Annotated in this window: 20 protein-coding genes; 11 read left to right on the top strand and 9 right to left on the bottom strand. The window is 60.6% G+C overall.

Annotated features, from left to right (window positions below; translation table 11 throughout):
* Nucleotides 1-7: 7 nt before the first annotated feature.
* Together BP737_RS05195 and BP737_RS05190 are read right to left on the bottom strand one after the other, a co-directional pair.
* On the bottom strand, nt 8-598 hold the full coding sequence (locus BP737_RS05195; RefSeq protein ID WP_292410317.1) for an undecaprenyl diphosphate synthase family protein: 591 nt from the start codon (nt 596-598) through the stop codon (nt 8-10).
* Nucleotides 595-2,280 (bottom strand): helix-hairpin-helix domain-containing protein, encoded by a 1,686-nt coding sequence (locus tag BP737_RS05190; RefSeq protein ID WP_292410238.1) that lies wholly within the window; start codon nt 2,278-2,280, stop codon nt 595-597. Before BP737_RS05190 ends, BP737_RS05195 begins: the two co-directional genes overlap by 4 nt.
* A gap of 162 nt (nt 2,281-2,442) precedes the next feature.
* Here BP737_RS05190 and BP737_RS05185 point away from each other — a divergent pair, with 162 nt between their 5' ends.
* From BP737_RS05185 to BP737_RS05155, 7 genes are all read left to right on the top strand, one after another.
* The gene (locus tag BP737_RS05185; protein ID WP_292410237.1) at nt 2,443-3,081 is read left to right on the top strand and encodes a DtxR family transcriptional regulator; all 639 of its coding nucleotides are present in this window, start codon (nt 2,443-2,445) and stop codon (nt 3,079-3,081) included.
* Nucleotides 3,078-4,937: a ferrous iron transport protein B gene (feoB, locus tag BP737_RS05180; protein ID WP_292410235.1), complete on the top strand. Its 1,860-nt coding sequence runs from the start codon at nt 3,078-3,080 to the stop codon at nt 4,935-4,937. The genes BP737_RS05185 and feoB overlap by 4 nt, the downstream gene beginning before the upstream one ends.
* Nucleotides 4,937-5,656: an RAD55 family ATPase gene (locus tag BP737_RS05175; RefSeq protein ID WP_292410233.1), complete on the top strand. Its 720-nt coding sequence runs from the start codon at nt 4,937-4,939 to the stop codon at nt 5,654-5,656. Before feoB ends, BP737_RS05175 begins: the two co-directional genes overlap by 1 nt.
* Nucleotides 5,657-5,687: 31 nt before the next feature.
* Nucleotides 5,688-6,440, top strand: a complete 753-nt coding sequence (gene dph5, locus BP737_RS05170) for a diphthine synthase (protein WP_292410232.1) — start codon at nt 5,688-5,690, stop codon at nt 6,438-6,440.
* Complete coding sequence (locus tag BP737_RS05165) at nt 6,437-7,006, top strand: DUF357 domain-containing protein (protein ID WP_292410230.1); 570 nt, start codon at nt 6,437-6,439, stop codon at nt 7,004-7,006. The genes dph5 and BP737_RS05165 overlap by 4 nt, the downstream gene beginning before the upstream one ends.
* A 229-nt stretch (nt 7,007-7,235) precedes the next feature.
* The gene (locus tag BP737_RS05160) at nt 7,236-8,270 is read left to right on the top strand and encodes a lysylphosphatidylglycerol synthase transmembrane domain-containing protein (protein WP_292410228.1); all 1,035 of its coding nucleotides are present in this window, start codon (nt 7,236-7,238) and stop codon (nt 8,268-8,270) included.
* Nucleotides 8,271-8,322: 52 nt separating this feature from the next.
* Nucleotides 8,323-8,769 (top strand): bifunctional nuclease family protein, encoded by a 447-nt coding sequence (locus BP737_RS05155; RefSeq protein ID WP_292410227.1) that lies wholly within the window; start codon nt 8,323-8,325, stop codon nt 8,767-8,769.
* 46 nt (nt 8,770-8,815) lie between these two features.
* On the opposite strand, the gene hisE is transcribed toward BP737_RS05155, so the two are convergent.
* The 3 genes from hisE to BP737_RS05140 form a co-directional block, all read right to left on the bottom strand.
* On the bottom strand, nt 8,816-9,109 hold the full coding sequence (hisE, locus tag BP737_RS05150) for a phosphoribosyl-ATP diphosphatase (protein ID WP_292410226.1): 294 nt from the start codon (nt 9,107-9,109) through the stop codon (nt 8,816-8,818).
* Nucleotides 9,102-9,542 carry a NusA-like transcription termination signal-binding factor gene (locus BP737_RS05145; protein WP_292410225.1) on the bottom strand — a complete coding sequence of 147 codons (441 nt, stop codon included), beginning with the start codon at nt 9,540-9,542 and terminating at the stop codon, nt 9,102-9,104. Before BP737_RS05145 ends, hisE begins: the two co-directional genes overlap by 8 nt.
* Nucleotides 9,543-9,632: 90 nt before the next feature.
* Entirely contained in the window at nt 9,633-11,069 is a 1,437-nt protein-coding gene (locus BP737_RS05140) for a sensor histidine kinase (RefSeq protein WP_292410223.1), read from the bottom strand.
* Nucleotides 11,070-11,634: 565 nt separating this feature from the next.
* Here BP737_RS05140 and BP737_RS05135 point away from each other — a divergent pair.
* Together BP737_RS05135 and BP737_RS05130 are read left to right on the top strand one after the other, a co-directional pair.
* Nucleotides 11,635-12,273 carry a DUF432 domain-containing protein gene (locus tag BP737_RS05135; protein ID WP_292410221.1) on the top strand — a complete coding sequence of 213 codons (639 nt, stop codon included), beginning with the start codon at nt 11,635-11,637 and terminating at the stop codon, nt 12,271-12,273.
* Complete coding sequence (locus tag BP737_RS05130; protein WP_292410219.1) at nt 12,270-13,130, top strand: mechanosensitive ion channel family protein; 861 nt, start codon at nt 12,270-12,272, stop codon at nt 13,128-13,130. Before BP737_RS05135 ends, BP737_RS05130 begins: the two co-directional genes overlap by 4 nt.
* Before the next feature lie 191 nt (nt 13,131-13,321).
* Here BP737_RS05130 and BP737_RS05125 read toward each other — a convergent pair whose 3' ends face one another.
* On the bottom strand, nt 13,322-14,065 hold the full coding sequence (locus BP737_RS05125; protein ID WP_292410217.1) for an SIMPL domain-containing protein: 744 nt from the start codon (nt 14,063-14,065) through the stop codon (nt 13,322-13,324).
* 201 nt (nt 14,066-14,266) lie between these two features.
* Here BP737_RS05125 and BP737_RS05120 point away from each other — a divergent pair, with 201 nt between their 5' ends.
* Together BP737_RS05120 and BP737_RS05115 are read left to right on the top strand one after the other, a co-directional pair.
* On the top strand, nt 14,267-14,551 hold the full coding sequence (locus tag BP737_RS05120; protein ID WP_292410215.1) for a hypothetical protein: 285 nt from the start codon (nt 14,267-14,269) through the stop codon (nt 14,549-14,551).
* A 92-nt stretch (nt 14,552-14,643) separates the two neighbouring features.
* The gene (locus BP737_RS05115; RefSeq protein WP_292410213.1) at nt 14,644-14,910 is read left to right on the top strand and encodes a hypothetical protein; all 267 of its coding nucleotides are present in this window, start codon (nt 14,644-14,646) and stop codon (nt 14,908-14,910) included.
* 15 nt (nt 14,911-14,925) lie between these two features.
* Here BP737_RS05115 and BP737_RS05110 read toward each other — a convergent pair whose 3' ends face one another.
* Genes BP737_RS05110 through BP737_RS05100 form a run of 3 tightly spaced genes read right to left on the bottom strand, consistent with a single transcriptional unit; the run spans nt 14,926 to nt 18,347 of the window.
* On the bottom strand, nt 14,926-15,375 hold the full coding sequence (locus BP737_RS05110) for a hypothetical protein (RefSeq protein ID WP_292410211.1): 450 nt from the start codon (nt 15,373-15,375) through the stop codon (nt 14,926-14,928).
* 39 nt (nt 15,376-15,414) lie between these two features.
* A complete protein-coding gene (locus BP737_RS05105) occupies nt 15,415-17,037 on the bottom strand; it encodes an aldehyde dehydrogenase family protein (protein WP_292410208.1) in 1,623 nt (540 codons plus the stop codon).
* Nucleotides 17,037-18,347 carry an acetyl ornithine aminotransferase family protein gene (locus BP737_RS05100; RefSeq protein WP_292410206.1) on the bottom strand — a complete coding sequence of 437 codons (1,311 nt, stop codon included), beginning with the start codon at nt 18,345-18,347 and terminating at the stop codon, nt 17,037-17,039. Before BP737_RS05100 ends, BP737_RS05105 begins: the two co-directional genes overlap by 1 nt.
* Between the last annotated feature and the right edge of the window lie 71 nt (nt 18,348-18,418).

Genomic DNA, 18,418 nt, shown 5'->3' with positions numbered 1-18,418 from the left:
ATACATCTCATCGCCCGAACCGGCGCGCGCGCGACTGGTAATCCCTGAGTGCCCGGAGAAAATCCACTTTCCGCAGAAGCGCCCAGTTGACGTCGAGAAAGAAGAGTTCGGAGTAGACCGACTGCCATATGAGGAAGTCGGTCAGGTGGTTGCCGCCCGTTTTGATGACGAGGTCCGGTTCGTAGTTGAAGGTGAGGTATGACTCCAGCAGGTCTTCGTCGACCGAAGATGGGTCTACACCGTCTCTGGCCATCCTTCTCACGCAGTCGGCGATCTCTTCCCGCCCGCTCTTCCCGATCGCCACCGTTACGTCCATACCTTCCCCGCTCGCCTCCATTCCGTCCAGGTAGTGCAGGGTCAGGTGCGCAATCGACGAGATCGCGCGGATCTGCGGAAGGCATTGCTCCAGCCGGGCCGGGTCGGTGGTACTGATGTGGAACATGACGCTCCTGATCCCGAGGTCACGGCACCACTGGGTGGCGCGGTAGAGGTTGCCCGGGGCGTCGAGCATATCCTGCTCGGTGATCATGAAACAGATCTGCTCCGGAAGCGTATGGAGGTCCCGAAGGAGGATCTTCTCGTAGAGACGGTAGATCACGACCTCCACTCCAGCAACCCGGATAGAGAGAGGGTGTTTATAATATCGCTCGCGGTGCACCAGCCCCGGCGCGCCAGCATAACGCCGTAGCGCATATTCGAGAATTCGCCAATCCTGTGAGCATCTGTTCCTGCAGCCAGTTTCACTCCCTTCTTCTTCGCGTGCCAGATATAAATATCCTCAAGGTCAAGCCGGTGGGGCGACGCGTTGATCTCAAGGGCGGTCCCCGTCTCCGCCGCATGAGCGACCACGCGCACAAGATCGATTGCGTACGGCGGTCGCCGGCTGAGGAGGCGCCCGGTAGGATGGCCAATGATATCGACGTGGTCGTTCTCCATCGCGGTGAGGACCCGCCGGGTCAGGGTATCCTGGTCCTGGCTGAATCCAGTATGAACCGAGGCGATCACCAGGTCCAGGTCTGCAAGGACCTTATTCGAATACCCTAACTTCCCGTCGCTCTTGATCTCCACCTCGCTCCCGGCAAGGAGCTGGCAGACATGCCGCCGGTTGACCCGCTCGATCTCGACCCGCTGCTTTGCGAGAGCATCCGGGCTCATGCGTGACGAGTGGTCGGTGACTGCGATATACTCATAGCCCCGGGCATCTCCTGCCTCTGCCACGTCTTCCAGCGACTGGCGGCCGTCGCTTGAGGTGGTGTGGGCGTGGAGGTCCCCCCGTATCTCGTGGAGGTCGACAAGGTCGGGGAGGGCGTGCTGGAGGGCAAGTTCGACCTCGCCCCGGTTCTCGCGCAGTTCCGGCGGGATAGTCGCCATGCCAAGGAACGCAAAGACCTCCTCCTCGCTCTCGAACGTCTGCAGTTTCCCGGTCGCCGAGTCCGCGAGGCCGTTTCGGTCAAGCCGGTAACCCTGTTTCTGTGCTACCGCACCGAGCCGGTCTAAAAACCCGCGGGAGCCGGTGGCGCAGAGGAGTGCGGTGCCGCACCGTTCGGGGTCGGTGAATCGGATGTTCAGTTCGGCGTCGTTGACAAAGAGCACGGTTTCTTCAGCGCTCTCGCCGGCGACCCCGTCGGCGGCGGTTCCAGGACGGTGCAAGAATGTGCTCCGGTCTCCGATAGCGACAATCTCAATCCGGCCGACGGTACTTGACCCTCGCCGGTAGCTCCCCGCGACCGCATACCCTCCGCGAGGGAGCAATGCTCGCGCGCTCGCAAGCACGGCCTCGGCCTGCTGTCTGGTCATCCGGTCCGATTTCCGGCGAAGCTGCCTGATGCCTCTTTTGATCATCTCTTCCTTCTTTACGCCGAAACCCGGGAGCGCCCTGATCCGGTGCCCTTCCACTGCCTGCGCGAGATCCTCCACGGTCCGGACACCGAGTCTCTTCCAGAGGACGCGCAGGGTCCGGGGTCCCACCCCGGCAACGTCGAGCAGCTCGACGAGCGACCCGGGAACGGCTGTCTGCAGGTCGTTGAGTTCCCGGAACGATCCGGTGGCGGCGATCTCCCGGATCTGTCCGGCTATCTTGACTCCTATGCCCGGGACCCGGGTCAGTTCCTCTTCGTCGAGTCCGGCAACCGGGAGGGGGAGTCGCTCGACCTGCCGTGCCGCCCGCTCGTAAGCCCCGATCCGGTATCGGTCGCTTCCCGCGACCTCGAGTAGACGGCTCATGAACGCGAGCCGTTCGGTGACATCCCTGTTGGTGACCTGCTTACCCGGGCTTTCCATGATCAATCGATCATTTGCAAAACCATATAGGCATTAACGTTCGTCAGGCGCTTCGGACGAACCCCCGTCTGTTCGGTTCATGAAGACGGCACGGCGCTGTTTTTCATAGACGACTATGATAACCCAAATCCATAAACTTGTAGAAATGAAAGAAAGTGTAACATGCTTTCTTCCACAGTTGAGGATTACCTTGAAGCAATTCTCACGATCACGGAAAACGGCAGGCAGTCGGCGACGTCGCAGGAGATAGCCGCGGCACTCGGCGTCGAGAAGGCGACCGTCGACGCTTCTCTCGCCTCCCTGGTCGAGGAAGGATACCTTGAGCGAGTATCGGACGATGCCGTCAGGCTGACCGAGAACGGGTCGGCGGTCGCGTCGCAGGTTGCCCGAAAGCACCGTGTCCTGCAGTGCTTCCTGACGGAGATGCTTGGCGTTGATGCGGAGAGAGCAAGCAAAGAGGCCTGCACGCTCGAGCACGGCATCTCCGACGAGACCATCGATCGGCTCTCCACCTACATGGACGACGCGCAAACCGCCCCGGGGCGGCATATGGGACGCTGCCGCCGGGGGCAGGGAACCTGCACGCTGCTCGACTGCAAGGAAGGGGATACCGCCCGGGTAGCGATGATCCAGGGGCCCCGGCGGAACCGGAGGCTGCTCGACCTCGGCATCTTCCCCGGTGAAGTCGTGCAGATCCGGCGGAAACTACCGAACCTGTCGATCGTGGTCCGGGTGAAAGGGTGCGACATTGCGATCAGCCCCGAGATAGCGACATCGATCATTGTGGAGTCGTGCCCATGAGGTTTGCACTGATCGGTAACCCCAGCGTGGGCAAATCCATGATCTTCAGCCAGCTCACCGGTCTCGGCGTCGAGGTGAGCAACTACCCCGGGACCACCGTCGAATTGCAGCGGGGCAACACCTGCTTCCAGCGGGAGATCATCGAACTTGTGGACCTCCCCGGTGTCTACTCCCTGGATGGAAGTTCGGAGGAAGAAAATCTGGTCCGTCGGTTCCTGGAACAGAAGGACACCGATGCGGTCATCGTGGTGTTGAACGCCACGCGTCTGGAACGCAACCTCTATCTTCTCCTCCAGGTGGCGGAGTACGGTCTTCCGATGGTCGTTGTGCTGAATATGGCCGACGAAGCCGTAAAAGAGGGGCTCGAAATCGATCCCGGCCCGCTCCGCGACCTCCTCGGCATCGACGTGATCCCGACGGCCGCGTCGCAGGGGAAGAACATCGACCAGATCATTCCAGCGGCTCTTGCCGCTCCCCGCCCGTCGGCGATTGAGATCCCCTACGATCACCACATCGAGGCTGCCATCCGGAGCCTTGAAAAGATGTTCGGGACCGACCGAAAGGAGAGCATCCGTGCGCTCCTTGGGTTTGGCGATAATCCGGAGTTGCTCGAAGCGGCACGGACGATTGCCGACGAGATCGAGTCCCGGCACCGGATGACGGTCGCCCAGATCATCGCGGCCAACCGGCACAACTTCGCCCACGAAATCGCCGGACTCACCATAAAGGAGAAGGCCCACCTCCCCAAAACCGATCTCGACCGCATCCTGACGCGGGTGTTCCCGGGCATCCCCATCATGCTCGGTATCCTCGTGGGGATGCTTCTTGTGGTCTTCATCACGGGATCGTTTCTTGAGGAAGTTATCGTGGAGTTCTTCGATGTCTTTTTGCTCCAGCCGTTCCTCGCGCTCGGGCTGCCCCCTCTGGTGGAAGAACTGGGAAAATCTCTCCTGCTCGCGCTCCAGGCGGGTTTCGGGATAGCGTTCCCGTATGTCTTCCTCTTCTACATCATCATCTCTATCCTCGAGGACTCCGGGTATATGACCCGGGCGGCCTTTCTCGCCGACAACGCGATGCACCGGGTCGGGATGCACGGCGGTGCGGTCATCCCGCTGACGCTGGCATTCGGGTGCAACGTGCCGGCCATTATGAGCATACGACTTCTCTCCTCCCGGCGGGAGCGCGTCATCGCTTCGTTCCTGGTCACCATGGTGCCCTGCTCGGCCCGGTCCGTCATCATTGCCGGGATTGTGGCGGGTTTTGTCGGTATCGGAGCGGCATTCAGCGTCTACGCCATCGTCTTTGTCCTGATCCTGATCACGGGGCTCTTCCTCTCCCGGGTGACGCCCGGCGAGCGGTTCGGCATGATCATGGAAATGGCGCCGCTCCGCCGGCCGGTTCCGAAACTCGTGATGAAGAAGGCCTGGCTGCGCCTCTCCGAGTTCCTCTTCATCGCCATGCCTTTGCTCCTCGTGGGAAGCGTCGTTCTCGGACTGCTCGAATTCTTCGGCGTCATGGGCGCCTTCGAACAACTGGTGGAGCCCTACACCATGGCCCTCCTCGGCCTGCCCGGTTACTCGGCGACGGCGCTCGTCTTCGGCATTCTCCGTAAGGAGATGGCGTTTGAGACCCTTGCCATCCTCGCAGGGACCGCGAACCTCGGGGCGGTGCTCTCGTCTCTGCAACTCTATATCTTTGCGGTCGTGACGGTCCTCTTCGTCCCCTGCCTCGCGACCATCACCGTCCTCCTGCGCGAGGTCGGTTCAAAGATCACGCTTGCAATCACGGTCTATACGGTCGCCCTCGGCCTCCTCGTCGGAAGTCTTCTGTTCCATATACTGCCGCTGGTGATGTGATGTATCTCTATAAAACCGGTATCCCGATGATAGACAGGGAATTCGGTGGCCTGCGGGCCGCCACGAATATCCTCGTCCTGGCACCGCCTCTTGCCTACGCGGAACACCTCGCGTACAGGATAACCTGCCCCCAGTCCGGGGAATGGACCGTTGCAATCACGACCGACGAGCGTGTCGCCGTCGTCGCCGATGTGTTCAAGGGGGCAGGGGTGAACATGAGCCATATCGGGTTCATCGACGCGGTCACGAAGACGTCGGTGCCGACCCTGCAGGACACGGCGAAGGTGAAGTTCGTCACGAGCCCCCGCGACCTGACCAACATGGGGATCAAGTTCTTCCGGATGGTGGAGTATATGTGGAAAGAGGGGGTGATGGCCGATCCTCCGGGGCCGATGCCCCCGCCGGTCCGGCTCTGCGTCAATTCGGTCTCGACGCTCCTTCTGTATGCGCGGCTGGAGGTGACCTTCAAGTTTCTCCACGTCATCACGAACCGGGTGAAGAAAATCGAGGGGATCGGCGTCTATGTCCTTAACAGCGAGTCGTTCGATGAGAAGATCATAGCCACGATCAAGCAGCTGATGAACATTGTCATTGAAGTGAGGACGGATGACGGAAGGCAGCCGGTGGAGCGGAGCTTCCGCGTTATCGGCATCCGCGGCAGAACGACTCCCTGGATCCGCTACTTCTACGATGATGACATACTGACGATTGAGGGATGACGATGATGCCTGCTCCGGAGTCGAACCGGCCATGCTGACGTTTGTGGGCCTCGGGCTCTACGATCTCGGGGATATATCGGTCAAAGGTCTCGATTGCGTCCGGGATGCCGATGCCATCTACCTTGAGTCGTATACGTCCCGGCTGATGGGGACGGATGTCGCCGCGATGGAGGCGTTCTTCGGCAAGGAGGTCCGGGTGCTCGTGCGGGAGGACGTCGAGCAGGACCCCCGTGAGGTCCTGGAACGTGCCGCGAGAGGTCGGGTGGTGTTCCTGACCGGGGGGGACCCCATGGTCTCGACGACGCATGCCGACTTACGGATGCGGGCGGCCGCCGCCGGCATTGAGACGTCCATCATCCACGCTTCGTCCATATCGAGCGCCGTCTCGGGCCTCTCCGGTCTCCAGAATTACCGGTTCGGGAAATCCTGTTCGGTGCCGTTCCCCGCGAAAGGGTGGTTCCCCACGACTCCGATCGAGACGGTTGCGGCAAACCTCGCTCTTTCTCTCCATACGCTCGTCTACCTTGATATCCAGAAGGACCGCTACATGTGCATCCCCGAAGCGATCGCTCTCCTCGAAGAGATGGCGGAGAAGCTCGGCATCGAACCGCCGGCACTCTACGTGGGCATCGCCCGGGCCGGATCGGCGGCCCCGGTGGTTCGCGCCGGGTCAGGCGCGGACCTCAAAGAGACCGATTTCGGGCCTCCGCTCCATGTCCTTCTCGTGCCGGCGGAACTCCACCCCATGGAGCGCGAGTACCTGGAGGTCTTTGCCGGCCTATGATCCTCGAAGACTACGGAACTCTCTACCGGGGGTCCCTCTCCAGGACCCGGATTGCCGTTCCGGCGGGAACTCTCCTCCACCGGGCAGCGGACGAGGTGGTCGAGATGGCCATAGCATACCAGAGCGACGGCACAACGTTTCTCCGGGCGGGTGACCCGGTAAACGCGCTCGCCGCGTTTGCATACGGGATCGGCTGGCTCGACGCGGGCTCGCGCCTCGGGCTGCTCGAACCGCTTGCCGCCCACCCCCCGGTCGATGTGGATGCATGCATCCCGGATTCACTGAGCGCCCATCTGGATGAAAAGACCCATCGTTACCGGCGGATGCTTTCTGATGCTTATATGGCGGTTTGCACGGGGCCGGACAGGGCGAGTCCCCTCTGTGCGGGAGCCGAGTCGCTCCATGCCGCGGCTCACTCCTGGTATACCGGGGGTGTGGAGTGCCTCGAAGCGGGCGACCTTGCCGGGGCCCTCGCCCGGTTCAGCTATGGGTATGCCTGGCTTGATGCCGGTATCCGTGCCGGGTTATTCCGTATAACCGGCGACCGGGGACTCTTCACCGTCTAGAGGTCTTCGTAATGCTCTGTGCGCGGACGGCGGGTTTTCCGAATCCTGACAATCCCGCCGAAATCCGATAAAATCATCGTTAAATAGTAGCTGCACGATACTCTATTAACTCATTTCGGGCACCTTCCCCTGAAATTGCCCGATAATTTGCATGATATCTGCGGATATCTATTGGCGTTCGGGGACCGGGTCTCCGAATCCGTCCCCAGTACACGGAGCGTCGTAAAGCATGAAGAAGTCCCAGTGGACCTGGCTGCTCATCTCGATCGGTTTTAGCACCCTTGTCATGGTGGGTGTCCTGTACTTCACCGTCGACGAGATGACGATCGAGTATCTCAGCCGGGTGAGTCTGCTCTACCTGGTCCTTGCCGTCCTCCTCCACCTCGTCTCGTTCGGGTTCTGGGCCCTCCGTATCCAGTTGATGACAGCGTCGCTCGGATACCGCGTGGGCTTTAAACACTGCATGAACCTGGTACTGGCAAACATACTCGTTGCGTCGGTCACCCCGGCGCAGGCGGGAGGCGAACCGGTCCGGGTTCACGAACTCTACCGGGCCGGCGTCCCGATCGGAGACGCCACCGCCGTCGTCGTTATGGAGCGGATTCTTGATGGGATCGTCCTTGGAGCCCTCGGGGCTTTTTCCATGCTCTTCCTCGGGCGGTACTGGAGCGGCCTTGCCTCAGGGTTCAGCGGCCTGAGCCTCCTTATGTACGCCGCCTGGATAGCCGTCATCCTCTTTGTGCTGGTCTTCGTCTACTCGGTGAGGAACCCGGACTACCTCAAGCGTCTCCTCAAAAGGATGTCGCGGTGGATCGACCGGCGCTGGCACTTAAAGCGGTTCGAGAGCCTCCTTGAGACGATCGATCGGGAGGTGGACAACTTTAACGACGGCCTCGTCAGGTTCGTGAACCGCGGAAAGGTTGGCCTTGTATGGGGGATTATCTTTACAACGCTCTTCTGGTTCGCAGAGTTTGCCATCGGTTCGCTGCTCCTTGTGGGTCTTGGGCAGCCGCCTTTCCTCATCGAGTCGTTCGTCGCCCAGCTTATCCTTGCCGTCATCATGATGATCCCGCTCACGCCCGGAGGCTCGGGTATTGCGGAGCTCGGCGCCACATCGCTCTACAGCCTCTTCATCCCATCGTCGATTGTGGGGGTCTTCGTCCTTCTCTGGCGGCTGATCCTCTACTACCTCAACATACTCGTCGGTCTCCTGTCGAGTCTCGTCATTGTACGGCGCGAGTATCTTGCCCGCGTGAAGAAATAGCAAGGATTGACCCCAAGGTTTAAACGTCATAAGGCTCATGTCAGATGATAACATGACTGCTCAAAGTTGCAGGGTGCAGGGCGTGTTCATGTCGGTGAGCGATATGGGGGCGGCGCCGACAGTCGTCCTGGATGCCGGGGAGGACAGCACGATACCTATATACGTCGGGCTCTGGGAGGCGATTTCGATAAATAATGCGTTAAATAGTGAGATGCTTCCCCGGCCCATAACCCACGACCTCATTGTCGAGCTGTTCCGGAATTTTGAGATAGCCCTCGACGCCCTGCACATCGATTCCCTGGAAGAGGGGGTCTTCTATGCCAAACTCCTCCTCCGGCAGGGGTCGCGCACCGAGATCATGGATTGCCGGCCGAGCGACGGGATAGCCATCGCTCTGCGTTACCGTGCTCCCATCATGATCGAAGATACAGTCGTCGAGTCCGCGGCCGTGAAGAAGGACGATCTTCCCCGGATGGTGGACCTGAAGGAATACCTTTGAGCGGTTCGCCGGGAATTGCCCCGCCCCGAAATCCGGATGACTATGGTTATTTTCGACGTGCGGAGAGTTCGTCGAGCACAGTCGAAATGTCGGTGCCGGATGCCTGAAGCGCCACCAGGAAGTGGAAGAGGAGGTCGGCCGCTTCGGAGACCGTTCTCTCCGGCACCTGGTTCTTTGCGGCCAGGATGAACTCGACTGCTTCTTCACCGACCTTCTCCAGGGATTTGTCGATTCCTTTCCGGTGCGTCAGGACCGAACTGACGTAACTCTCGGCAGAGGGGTGTTCTGCCCGGTCCTGGATGACCTCCCAGACCTCGTCGAGGATGCTCCAGTCACGCATGGGTGTTTTCCTCCGCGAGCACCTCACCAAGGACAGTGTCGAAGTACCGGGAGAGGAGGAGCCGTGCTTTCTCGATGGTGCACCCGCTCTTCCCGATGGCGATGCCGAGATCGCCCGGATCGACGTAGACCGTGAGTCTCCCGTCGTCTTCTCTCCTGACACCGACGACGCTGGCAGGCTTAAATACATTCCTCGTGAAATTTTCAATTTCCGGGGAATATTCAACCATCTCGATGCGTTTTCCGAGGACCCGCTGCATTTTCCTGATATTGCTTCCCTTTCGGCCGATGGCGAGACCCATATCGCCTTCTTTTATGAGGTATACTACCCGGTCGAAGCGTTCATCGATGATGCAGTCCAGCGCGGTCGCTCTGGTAAGAATTCTCAACTCTTCGATGTATCGTCGTTCTTTAAAGCATATGGTTCGTATCATTGAAGCAGTCCCCGATGGGAATGATGCGGTAGGATATAGTCCTTGAGAGAATATATATCTAAGTACCCTTGGCCATAACCGGATGTCGGCCTAGCACTTCTGCAGGATCACCTTTATTGCCGCTCCTTCCTCCGGTTTGCCGGGCACCCGATCCGCCGCCCAGACACGTCCGCCGTACTGGTTTGTGAGGGTTTTGACGATATGGAGTCCAAGACCTCTGCTCCCGGATGCGGTTTTGTTTCCCCTGGCGAAGCGATCGAATATGTTGGGCTTCAGATGGTCCGGTATGCCGATGCCGGTATCGGCAACCGTCAGCGTTACGGTATCTCCGGCCTCCATGACGGTTATCTCAATCCGCACCTTCATTCCGCCGAACTTGATGCTGTTGCTGATCAGATTTGATATGATGTGCTCGAGGAGAGGGTTCGCCCAGACCATGAGTTTTTCTCCCTCATACCTGATATCGATGCCTGCGTACCGGCGTATCTGGCTGCGGATACTGCTGTCCAGGTCAACCGGCTCCAGGCAGATGCGATGAGTTTTGAGCGTATTTAAGAGTTCGACGTTTTTGATGACGTTGATCCCCTGCTCGACCGTATTTTTGACCATTTGAGCGAGTTCCGCCTCTTCGCCGGAGAGCCGCTCCCGAAGCATCTCGATGATCGTTGCTGCGACCATGTTGGTGTTGTAGATGTCGGTGCCGAGCAGGTCGAGGTAAAGGCTGGAGAGCTGGCCGGTCTCCTGAATGGTTCGTTCACGGCAGAGAACGCTGGTGATGTCGCGGCTGACCCCGGCGGCGGCCACGACTTTTCCGGCCTGGTTGTGCAGGGGGTGAATGGTGACTTTGAACGACCGTCGGTCGCCGTGCCACATAAACGACCGGGTCTTCGAGACGACCTCTCCCATCTCGATGACCCGGCGAGCGGCTCCGGTCAGGAAGTCCGCCTCCTCCGGCGGGAGCAGGACGCCGGGAGCCGCACCGATGACTTTTTCCGGGTCTACGCCCATTTTCCGGGCTTCGGACCAGTAAAACTGGGTGAAGACGCCGTCCCGGTTGAGCTTGAAGATCATATCCGGCAGAGCGCTTGCCAGGACCTGGATCTGCTCCTCCGCTCCTCCACGAGACTCTTGGATCGTTTCCTCTTCCGGGGTGTTCCGGATGGTCTCAACGGCACCGATCTGTCTGCCGGTGGTGTCGTAGAGGGAAGCTGCCGTGCAGACAACCTCTCTCCCGGACGCCAGGGTGATGCGTGACTCGGTGAATGTCTCCTCACTTTCGTTGTGCTGCTGGTAGTCGCTTCCGGCATCGCCGCGAGTCAGGAGGTAGTTCGCGAGTGTAGGACGTTTCTCGCCGAACAGCGCTTCTCCATGCGCGTACCCGCCCATTCCAACGATATTTTCTGCCGGAACGCCGGTATACTGTACCATGCTGTCGTTCCAGATAACCACCCGCCCCTCGCAGTCGAGAACGAGTGTCGGTTGCTGGAGACGGTCGAAGATACCCACAGGTATCTGGCTGCAATTCATATGCCCTCTGGCAATCTCCTGGTACATCTTCACGCGCATCACCTGTGGACGGTTTTCGCCCCTGCAAAGTTGCCCCGGTGGCACCTTCTTGGCCGCCGGGAAGATCTTCTCTCTGGACAAGTTCGACGCCTCTTATTAATTACTGCTTCCGATCAGTGGTGATAGCCCCTACCTTCACGACAACTACCGCAAAAGGCGGAAACGACGGGTATCACCCTGAACCGGGACTAATACGCAGAGAAAGTTTCTGGAACCGTCGCTTAAAAGGATGTCTATTTATTCTCTTCAAAATATACATCCCGGGCGATTTGATATTTATATTTTCTCAGATCTCATCCCGTCTGGGCAGCCGGAGTTACTACAATAAGCAGGTTCTCTCCGGGAACAGGAGTAACAGGCTTTTTCTGGGGGTCTTTCCGGATTGTGCTCCGGGACGCAAAAATCGGCATCTTACGTCATTGAAGTAAGTTAATATTTGAGTATTTGCAGATTATAGATGATGTTTGGGAGGTATAGAGGCGCTTTCCATCGTGAATGCGGGAGTGTTTCGGTGGAGGCCGGGCCGGTGAACGGTCTTATGACCTACCGGCGGAGGTGCGAAGGGCAGACGTTCGAGCGGATCTTGGTCTCGGAGACAGATGAGATCGTCATCAACCCGGTGGAGCCGGTCAACCTCCCTGAGGAGATCACGGACTTCCTGATGATGGAATTCCCTCCGATGGTCATCGGGCCCGGTGCCACCCAGACGATCTACCTGAAGTTCCCCGTCGAGATCGGCGTGTATCTCGATGCTGCAAAATGCATTGAGGTGCTGGACGTCTTCGCTCCCGGACGTCAGAAGTATACGCTCTACGGCCCGGCGACGACCGGGGTCATCGCCCGGTACTACTGGAGTGCCGTCTACCCGGAGATCCCTCCGGTCGAATCTTTTTGTGACGGGGTGATGGAACTCTCCATCTCGAATGCATCCCACGAATGGGCGGAGGTCTCCCGGGCGGTCTTTGACAGCACCGACATGAAGCTCTACTACGGTGAGTTCGTGGCGGTCACTACCACCATGAAGATTCTCTCCAAGCTCCTTGCGGAGACGGACTTCGTCGATGTGCCCCTCAAATCGGATATGGTGAAGTCCATCGAGCTCTACACGGCCCGCAAGATCCCGGTGCTCTCCCGGGGATACCTGATGGAGTGGGGGCTGTCATGACGTTCGACCTGACCGAGGTTCTGGAGATCCCTATCGGCGTCGGTTCGATCACCGTCGAGGACCTCCTGTATTTTGCGATCATCCTCATCGTCGGCGTCACCATCGCGAAGATCGTCGCGATAAACGTCCGGCGAGCCCTCGGGGACCGGCTGCCCAAGAACGAGCGCGAGTTGCTCGTGAAACTGATCTACTACTTCATCATCGTCTGGGCGCTCGTCGTCGCTCTCCCGCAGCTCAATTTCAACCTCTCCGGCCTCCTGGTGGCCGGGGGCGTTGCCGGTCTCGTCCTCGGTTTTGCCAGCCAGAGCGTCGTCTCCAACCTGATCTCCGGCCTCTTCCTCATGTTCGAGCACCCGATCCGGATCGGCGACAGCATCAACGTCGCGAACGTCAGCGGTAACGTCGAGGATATCCGCATCCTCTCGACCGTCATCAAGACCTATGACGGGATTTACGTCCGGATTCCAAACGAAAAGGTCTTCACCTCCAATATTACCAACTATGTCCATAACGCCGCCCGAAGGTTTGAGTATCAGATCGGCATCAGGTATGAGGACGATGCAGAGGCGGCGATGCGGATCATGAAGGAGGTCATCGCGACCCATCCGTTCGCACTGAAGAATCCGGCGCCCTCGGTCTTCGTCGACAACTTCGGCGATAGCAGCGTCAACCTGACCGCTTACATCTGGGCGCCGGCTCAGAACTGGTGGGGCGTCAGGACGGACCTCCTCTGGAAGATCAAACAGGCGCTCGAAGAGAACGGTATCGAGATGCCCTACCCGCAACAGACCCTCCGGTTTGCGGACGAACTCAGGGTGACGAACAGGGCTCCTGAAAAGCGAGAGCGGATGGAGTAACCCTTTTAGGTCCGGTGCGCCTTTCCGCCCCCTCCTCCGCAGGAGGGACTCCGGGTGCCGTGCCTGCAGTCCCGCCGTTTGGGGATGCCGGAGATACGCCGCCCCGATGAGGGCGCCGATATCTTCACCGGGACGGTGCATAAGACCGCCCCCGGACCTGCAGACAAAAAAAAGTGGGTTTTGCGAAAGCGTTACCCGATGACGTAGGAGATGGAGACGGTTGCGGTCACGTCGATCTCACCGACCTCGAGCGGGGTCCGGACCGCCGCACCCGCCGTCTTTTCCATGTTCATATAACTGCTGTCGTAAGCCAGCGGTATGTAGTTGTTTCCGACGTTGACCTCTTTGACGTCGACGATGGTCTTCCCGAGGGCCGCGGCAACCGCGTCCGCGTCGCCCCGCGCCTGCGCTACCGCGGCGGTCAGGGCCTGCGAGCGGAACTCCAGCTGTTTTGCGTCGCTTAAGGTGAACGTGAACCGGTCGACCCGGTTTGCGCCGTTCGCGACTGCAAGGTCGATGATCTCTCCGGCGCGATTCACGTCGGTGAGCGTGACCTCAAGGGTGTTGACGACGCGGTAGAACCGGACCTTTGCGTCGGTAGTCAGGGGCCGGTCGTTGTTTTCGGTCACCGGGATGATGTTGTAACCGGCGGTCCGGATATCTTTCTCCGGAATTCCTGCGTTCTTTAGAGCATTGATCACGGCGTCCATTCTTTGGGCGTTCTGCTGCTGCGCCACCGTAACGTCGGCGTGCTCGGTCTCGACCGCGAACCGGATGACGGCCTGGTCGGGTGTGGTCGTCACTTTGCCCGTCCCTGAAACATGGATCAGTTTGTCTGTGGACTCCTCCGACACCTGTGCGGTGACGTTGCCGATCACCGCGGCAGAGAGAAGGATCGCCAGAACAATCCCCAGAAGTGCTGTCTTTCCTCGCATAGATATCAGTCATCACTTGATTTGGTGAAAATAAATATCTTGCTTTAACTACGGGAATTTTCGTAGTTTTACTCTGTGGAATGTGAAAATCCGGCATTTAAGACGCCGGTCCGGGGGGCTGCAACGCCCCGGGGCGGCGAGATTCTTCTCGATATCCGCTCCCGGATCATGTTTTATATGAGACGATCGATCGGGAGAGCCATGCTTGATGATATCGCAGCGGCACAGCAGCGGGCCGTGATGGCGGAGATCGAGGAGATGATCCAGTCGACGCCCGACTACGCCAGTGTCAAAGAGACACTCCGGTCGCTTAACTTCGTTCCCGAGCAGGACGATGCCGATGTCGCGATCTGGGTACAGCCTGCCCTCAGGATCTTTGTCCTGCTCAGGATGAACCTCGGGGGCGGGTATGCGGGGTACAGGGTGGCCGCCTACGACGACCTTGAAGACCACAGGGAAGATTTCCCTGGATATACTGCCCGATAAGGTCTTTTTTCCGGACAACCCGATCTCCGCCTCTTCTCACCTGTCTCCCGCCGGGTCAAATTTATGAGGACGTATGCGGTATGGTCAATCGCATGCGCGGATCGATAGCGGCTTACCGGAAGGAGCAGGAGACCAGAAAGGGCCGGGTCCGGGAGATGATCGCCGCAAGCACCACCTACGGCGACGTCTGCAAGGGCCTCGAAGACCTTGGGTTCCGGGCCCGGGAGGACAACCCTGCCCTCGCCCTCTGGGAGAACCCCGAGTATGAACTCTTCGTGATAGTTCGTATGAACCCGGAGACCGGCCGGTTACAGGAATATGGGGTGAGTACGTTTGAGGAGGCGGAAGGGTCCGAATAATCGTCGGCTCATGCTTCAGCTGTGATCCTCGCCGGGTGGGTCCGCAAAGAGCGCGATGTATCCCCCGACGAGCACGACGACGAAGACGAAGAGGGAGATCAGGAGCGCGGGCGTCCCGGTAAGCAGCGCGAAGATTCCAATGCCCGCGATCTCGCCGACGATCCGGATGAGCCGGAAGAGAAAGACGACCAGAAGGACGGCACCGACGGCGCCAAAGACCGGGCCGGGCAGGTTCAGAGGAAACGCGAGGGCGCCGAAGAGGTCGCCGATGAGGAAGGTTACCGAGATCAGGATCAGCAGCCCGAGATTCGCGTTGAGGAACGCGACGATGCGGAGGAAGACCGGGGTCTGGACGGAGGAGCCGGCGAGGGCGTTCAGGAGGCCGAGCAGGATCAGGAAGACGACAAGTCCGATGGCCCATGAGACGAGGACGCCGACGACCGATATCTTCCTGCGCTTGCCCATGCCGATCTCTTCCTTGTGTGGGTGGTGGGACCTCTCCCCTTATTGTGATGCCGGCGTGCGGCGGGCGAGGTCCTGTTCATCTCCGCCCGGCTCCGTCACCCGGGTCTCTGCCTGCTCGCGGAGAAACGAGAGGAGGTAGTAGGGTCCCCCGACACCCCTGCCGGTCGTTCCGCTCGCCTTCCAGCCCCCGAAAGGCTGGGCCCCGGGCCAGGCTCCGGTCGTCGCCCCTCCGCGCCGGTTGGCGTAGACGACCCCGAACCGTATCCTGTCGAAGAAATTCTCCACCTCTTCTGGGTCTTCTGTAAATATTCCCGCCGTCAGGCCGTATTCCGTCGCGTTTGCGAGCGCGAGCGCCTCATCGAGGGTCTCGAAGGTGCCGACGGCGAGGATCGGGACGAAGAGTTCTTCCCGGAAGATCCGGTGATCGTGCGCGAGGCCGGCGATGACCGTGGGCCGGACGTAGGCGCCCCGACCGGTGCGTTCGTCCTCGAGGACCTTCCCGCCGGCAACAATCCTGCCGCCGTCCCGGATCGCCTCGTCGACCGCCTTCTGGAAGGTCAGCCGCGCATCGTCGTCGATCAGGGGGCCGTACGCGACCTCCCGCCGTCGGGGGTCCCCGATTTCCATCCGCTCCGCCCGGTTGCGGAGCGCCTGCAGGAACCGCTCCGCAACCGATGCCTGGACGTAGACCCGGGATGCGGCGCTGCACTTCTGTCCCGCAAACCCGAAGGCCGCCCGGGCCACACCCTCAACCGCCTTTGTGATATCGGCGTTCGCCGTGACGATCACCGGGTTTTTGCTCCCCAGTTCCATGACCAGCGGTCTGTGGTAGGGCTGCACCGCGACCGTCTGCCGCTCCAGCCGCATCCCCACGGCCCGCGACCCCGTGAATGCGATCCCGGCGACGTCCGGATGGGCGGCCACGACTCTGCCGAAGGGGCCCCCGGGCCCGGTCACCAGGTTGAGGACGCCGGGAGGGACCCCGCTCTCCGCAAAAAGTCGGAAGAGGGTCGCCCCGGAAAGAGGCGTCTTGCTTGTCGGTTTGAAGACGACTGTGTTCCCGGTGAGGAGCGCCCCGGAGATCATGCCAGCGGCAAGCGCTATCGGGAAGTTGAACGGGGAGATGACCGCCCAGACGCCGTACGGCCGCATGACGCTCCGGGACTCCTCCCCCGGGGCCGGGGAGTGCAGGGAGAGCACGTAGCCGTTGTTCTGCTCGTAGACCCCGCAGTAATACCGGAGCATATCGGCCGTCTCGCCGACCTCCGCCAGTGCCTCGGACCGGGTCTTCCCTGCTTCAAAAGTCAGGAGGGCTGCAAGCGAAAAGAGCCGGTCCTCAATTGCATCGGCCGTCCGCCTGATGACCGCGACCCGTTTCCGCCAGTCCCTCCGGCTCCACTCCGGGAAGGTCCCGTTCGCTGCGGCGATTCCCTGCCGGGCATGCTCCTCTCCTCCGGAGGAGAACGCCCCGAGCAGGACGGTCGCGTCGATGGGAGACCACACCTCGAACTCCCGATCGGCCGTGACCTCCCGGCCGCCGATGTACATCGGGTGGCGCTTTCCGAACTCCCGCTCGATCTCATGGAGCGCCGCTTCGTACTCGCCGTGGAGCCTCTCGTCCGATTCAAGCGAGACGTAGGTGACCTTCTCCGACTCCGGCATTAAAACCCCTCCATGACCCTGTCGAGGATATCCATGCCGATATCGATCTCCTCCTCGTCTATGGTCAGGGGCGGGCTGAACCGGATCGTCGACTCCCCTGCCGGGAGCAGGACGAGACCGTGTTCGAACGCGTGCCGGAGGACGGTCTCCCGCTCCTCTCCTGCCGGCTCCTTTGTGGTCGGGTCCCGGACGAGTTCCATCCCTGCCATGAGCCCGAGGCCGCGAACGTCCCCGACGATCGGATGCCGCTCCGCAAGTTCGCGCAGGCGCTCCATCAGATACTCTCCTCTTTCCAGCACCCGGTCTCCGAACCCCTCTTCACGGAGGAGAGCCATCACGGCGAGCGCCGCCGCGCAGGCAAGGTTGTTCCCGCCGAAGGTGCTCGCGTGCGAGCCGGGCGGCCAGTCCATGACCTCCTCGGAGGCAACGGTGACGCCGAGCGGCAACCCTCCGCCGATCGCTTTCCCGAGACAGACGATATCGGGGGTGACGCCGGCGTGCATGGAGGCGAGGAACCGCCCGGTCCGGAAGCACCCCGACTGCACCTCATCCGCCGCAAGGAGGATCCCGTGCTCGTCGCAGAGCCGCCGCAGCCGGGGAAGGAAACCCGGCGGCGGGACGACGTATCCACCTTCCCCCAGTACGGGTTCGACGAAGATCGCGGCAACCTCGTCGGGCGCGACCTCGGAGCGAAAGACGGTATCCTCAAGGTAGGTTATGACGTCGGCGTCGCAGGTCGCGGGGTCCCCGCCGAGCGGGTGATAGGGATCGGGATAAGGCACGTGGACAACCGGCAGAAACGGCCCGAAGGCGCGGCGCTGAATAACCTGCGAGGCGGTGAGGCTGAGGGCCCCGTAGGTCCGGCCGTGAAACCCGCGGTAGAACGATATGAAGAAGTTCCTGCCCGTGTGGTGCCGGGCAAGTTTCATCGCCGCTTCAATGCTCTCCGCCCCGGAGTTGGCGTAGTAAACCCGGTTAAGCCCGTCCGGGAGGAGTCTCACCAATTCCTCGGCGCACCGCACCGGGATTTCGGAGCAGAAGTCCAGAAACGCCCCGTGCGAGAGGTACTTCGCCTGCTCCTGGACGGCGGAGACGACCCGGGGGTGGTTCCACCCCGCGTTCATTACGGCGATCCCGGCCGTAAAATCAAGGTAGCGGTTTCCATCGACATCCCAGAGATTCACGCCGCTCGCCTTCTGCAGCACGAGGGGGTACTTCCTCACGATCGACCGGGAGATGACCGCCGCGTCCCGGCGGAGCACCTCGAGGGCTTTCTCACCCGGAGGTTCGACACGTATCAGGGGCTCCATGCACCTACCCTGTCCCCGGTCGGTAATAAAGTCCCCGCCGGGCCGGAGACCGCAACGTTGATGTAGCTCCC

This window comes from Methanoculleus sp. UBA291, assembly GCF_002499755.1.
In the GTDB taxonomy this organism is placed as follows: Archaea; Halobacteriota; Methanomicrobia; order Methanomicrobiales; family Methanoculleaceae; genus Methanoculleus; species Methanoculleus palmolei.
The sequence above is the reverse complement of the archived record's forward strand: the minus strand, read 5'-3'. Positions and strand labels throughout refer to the sequence as shown.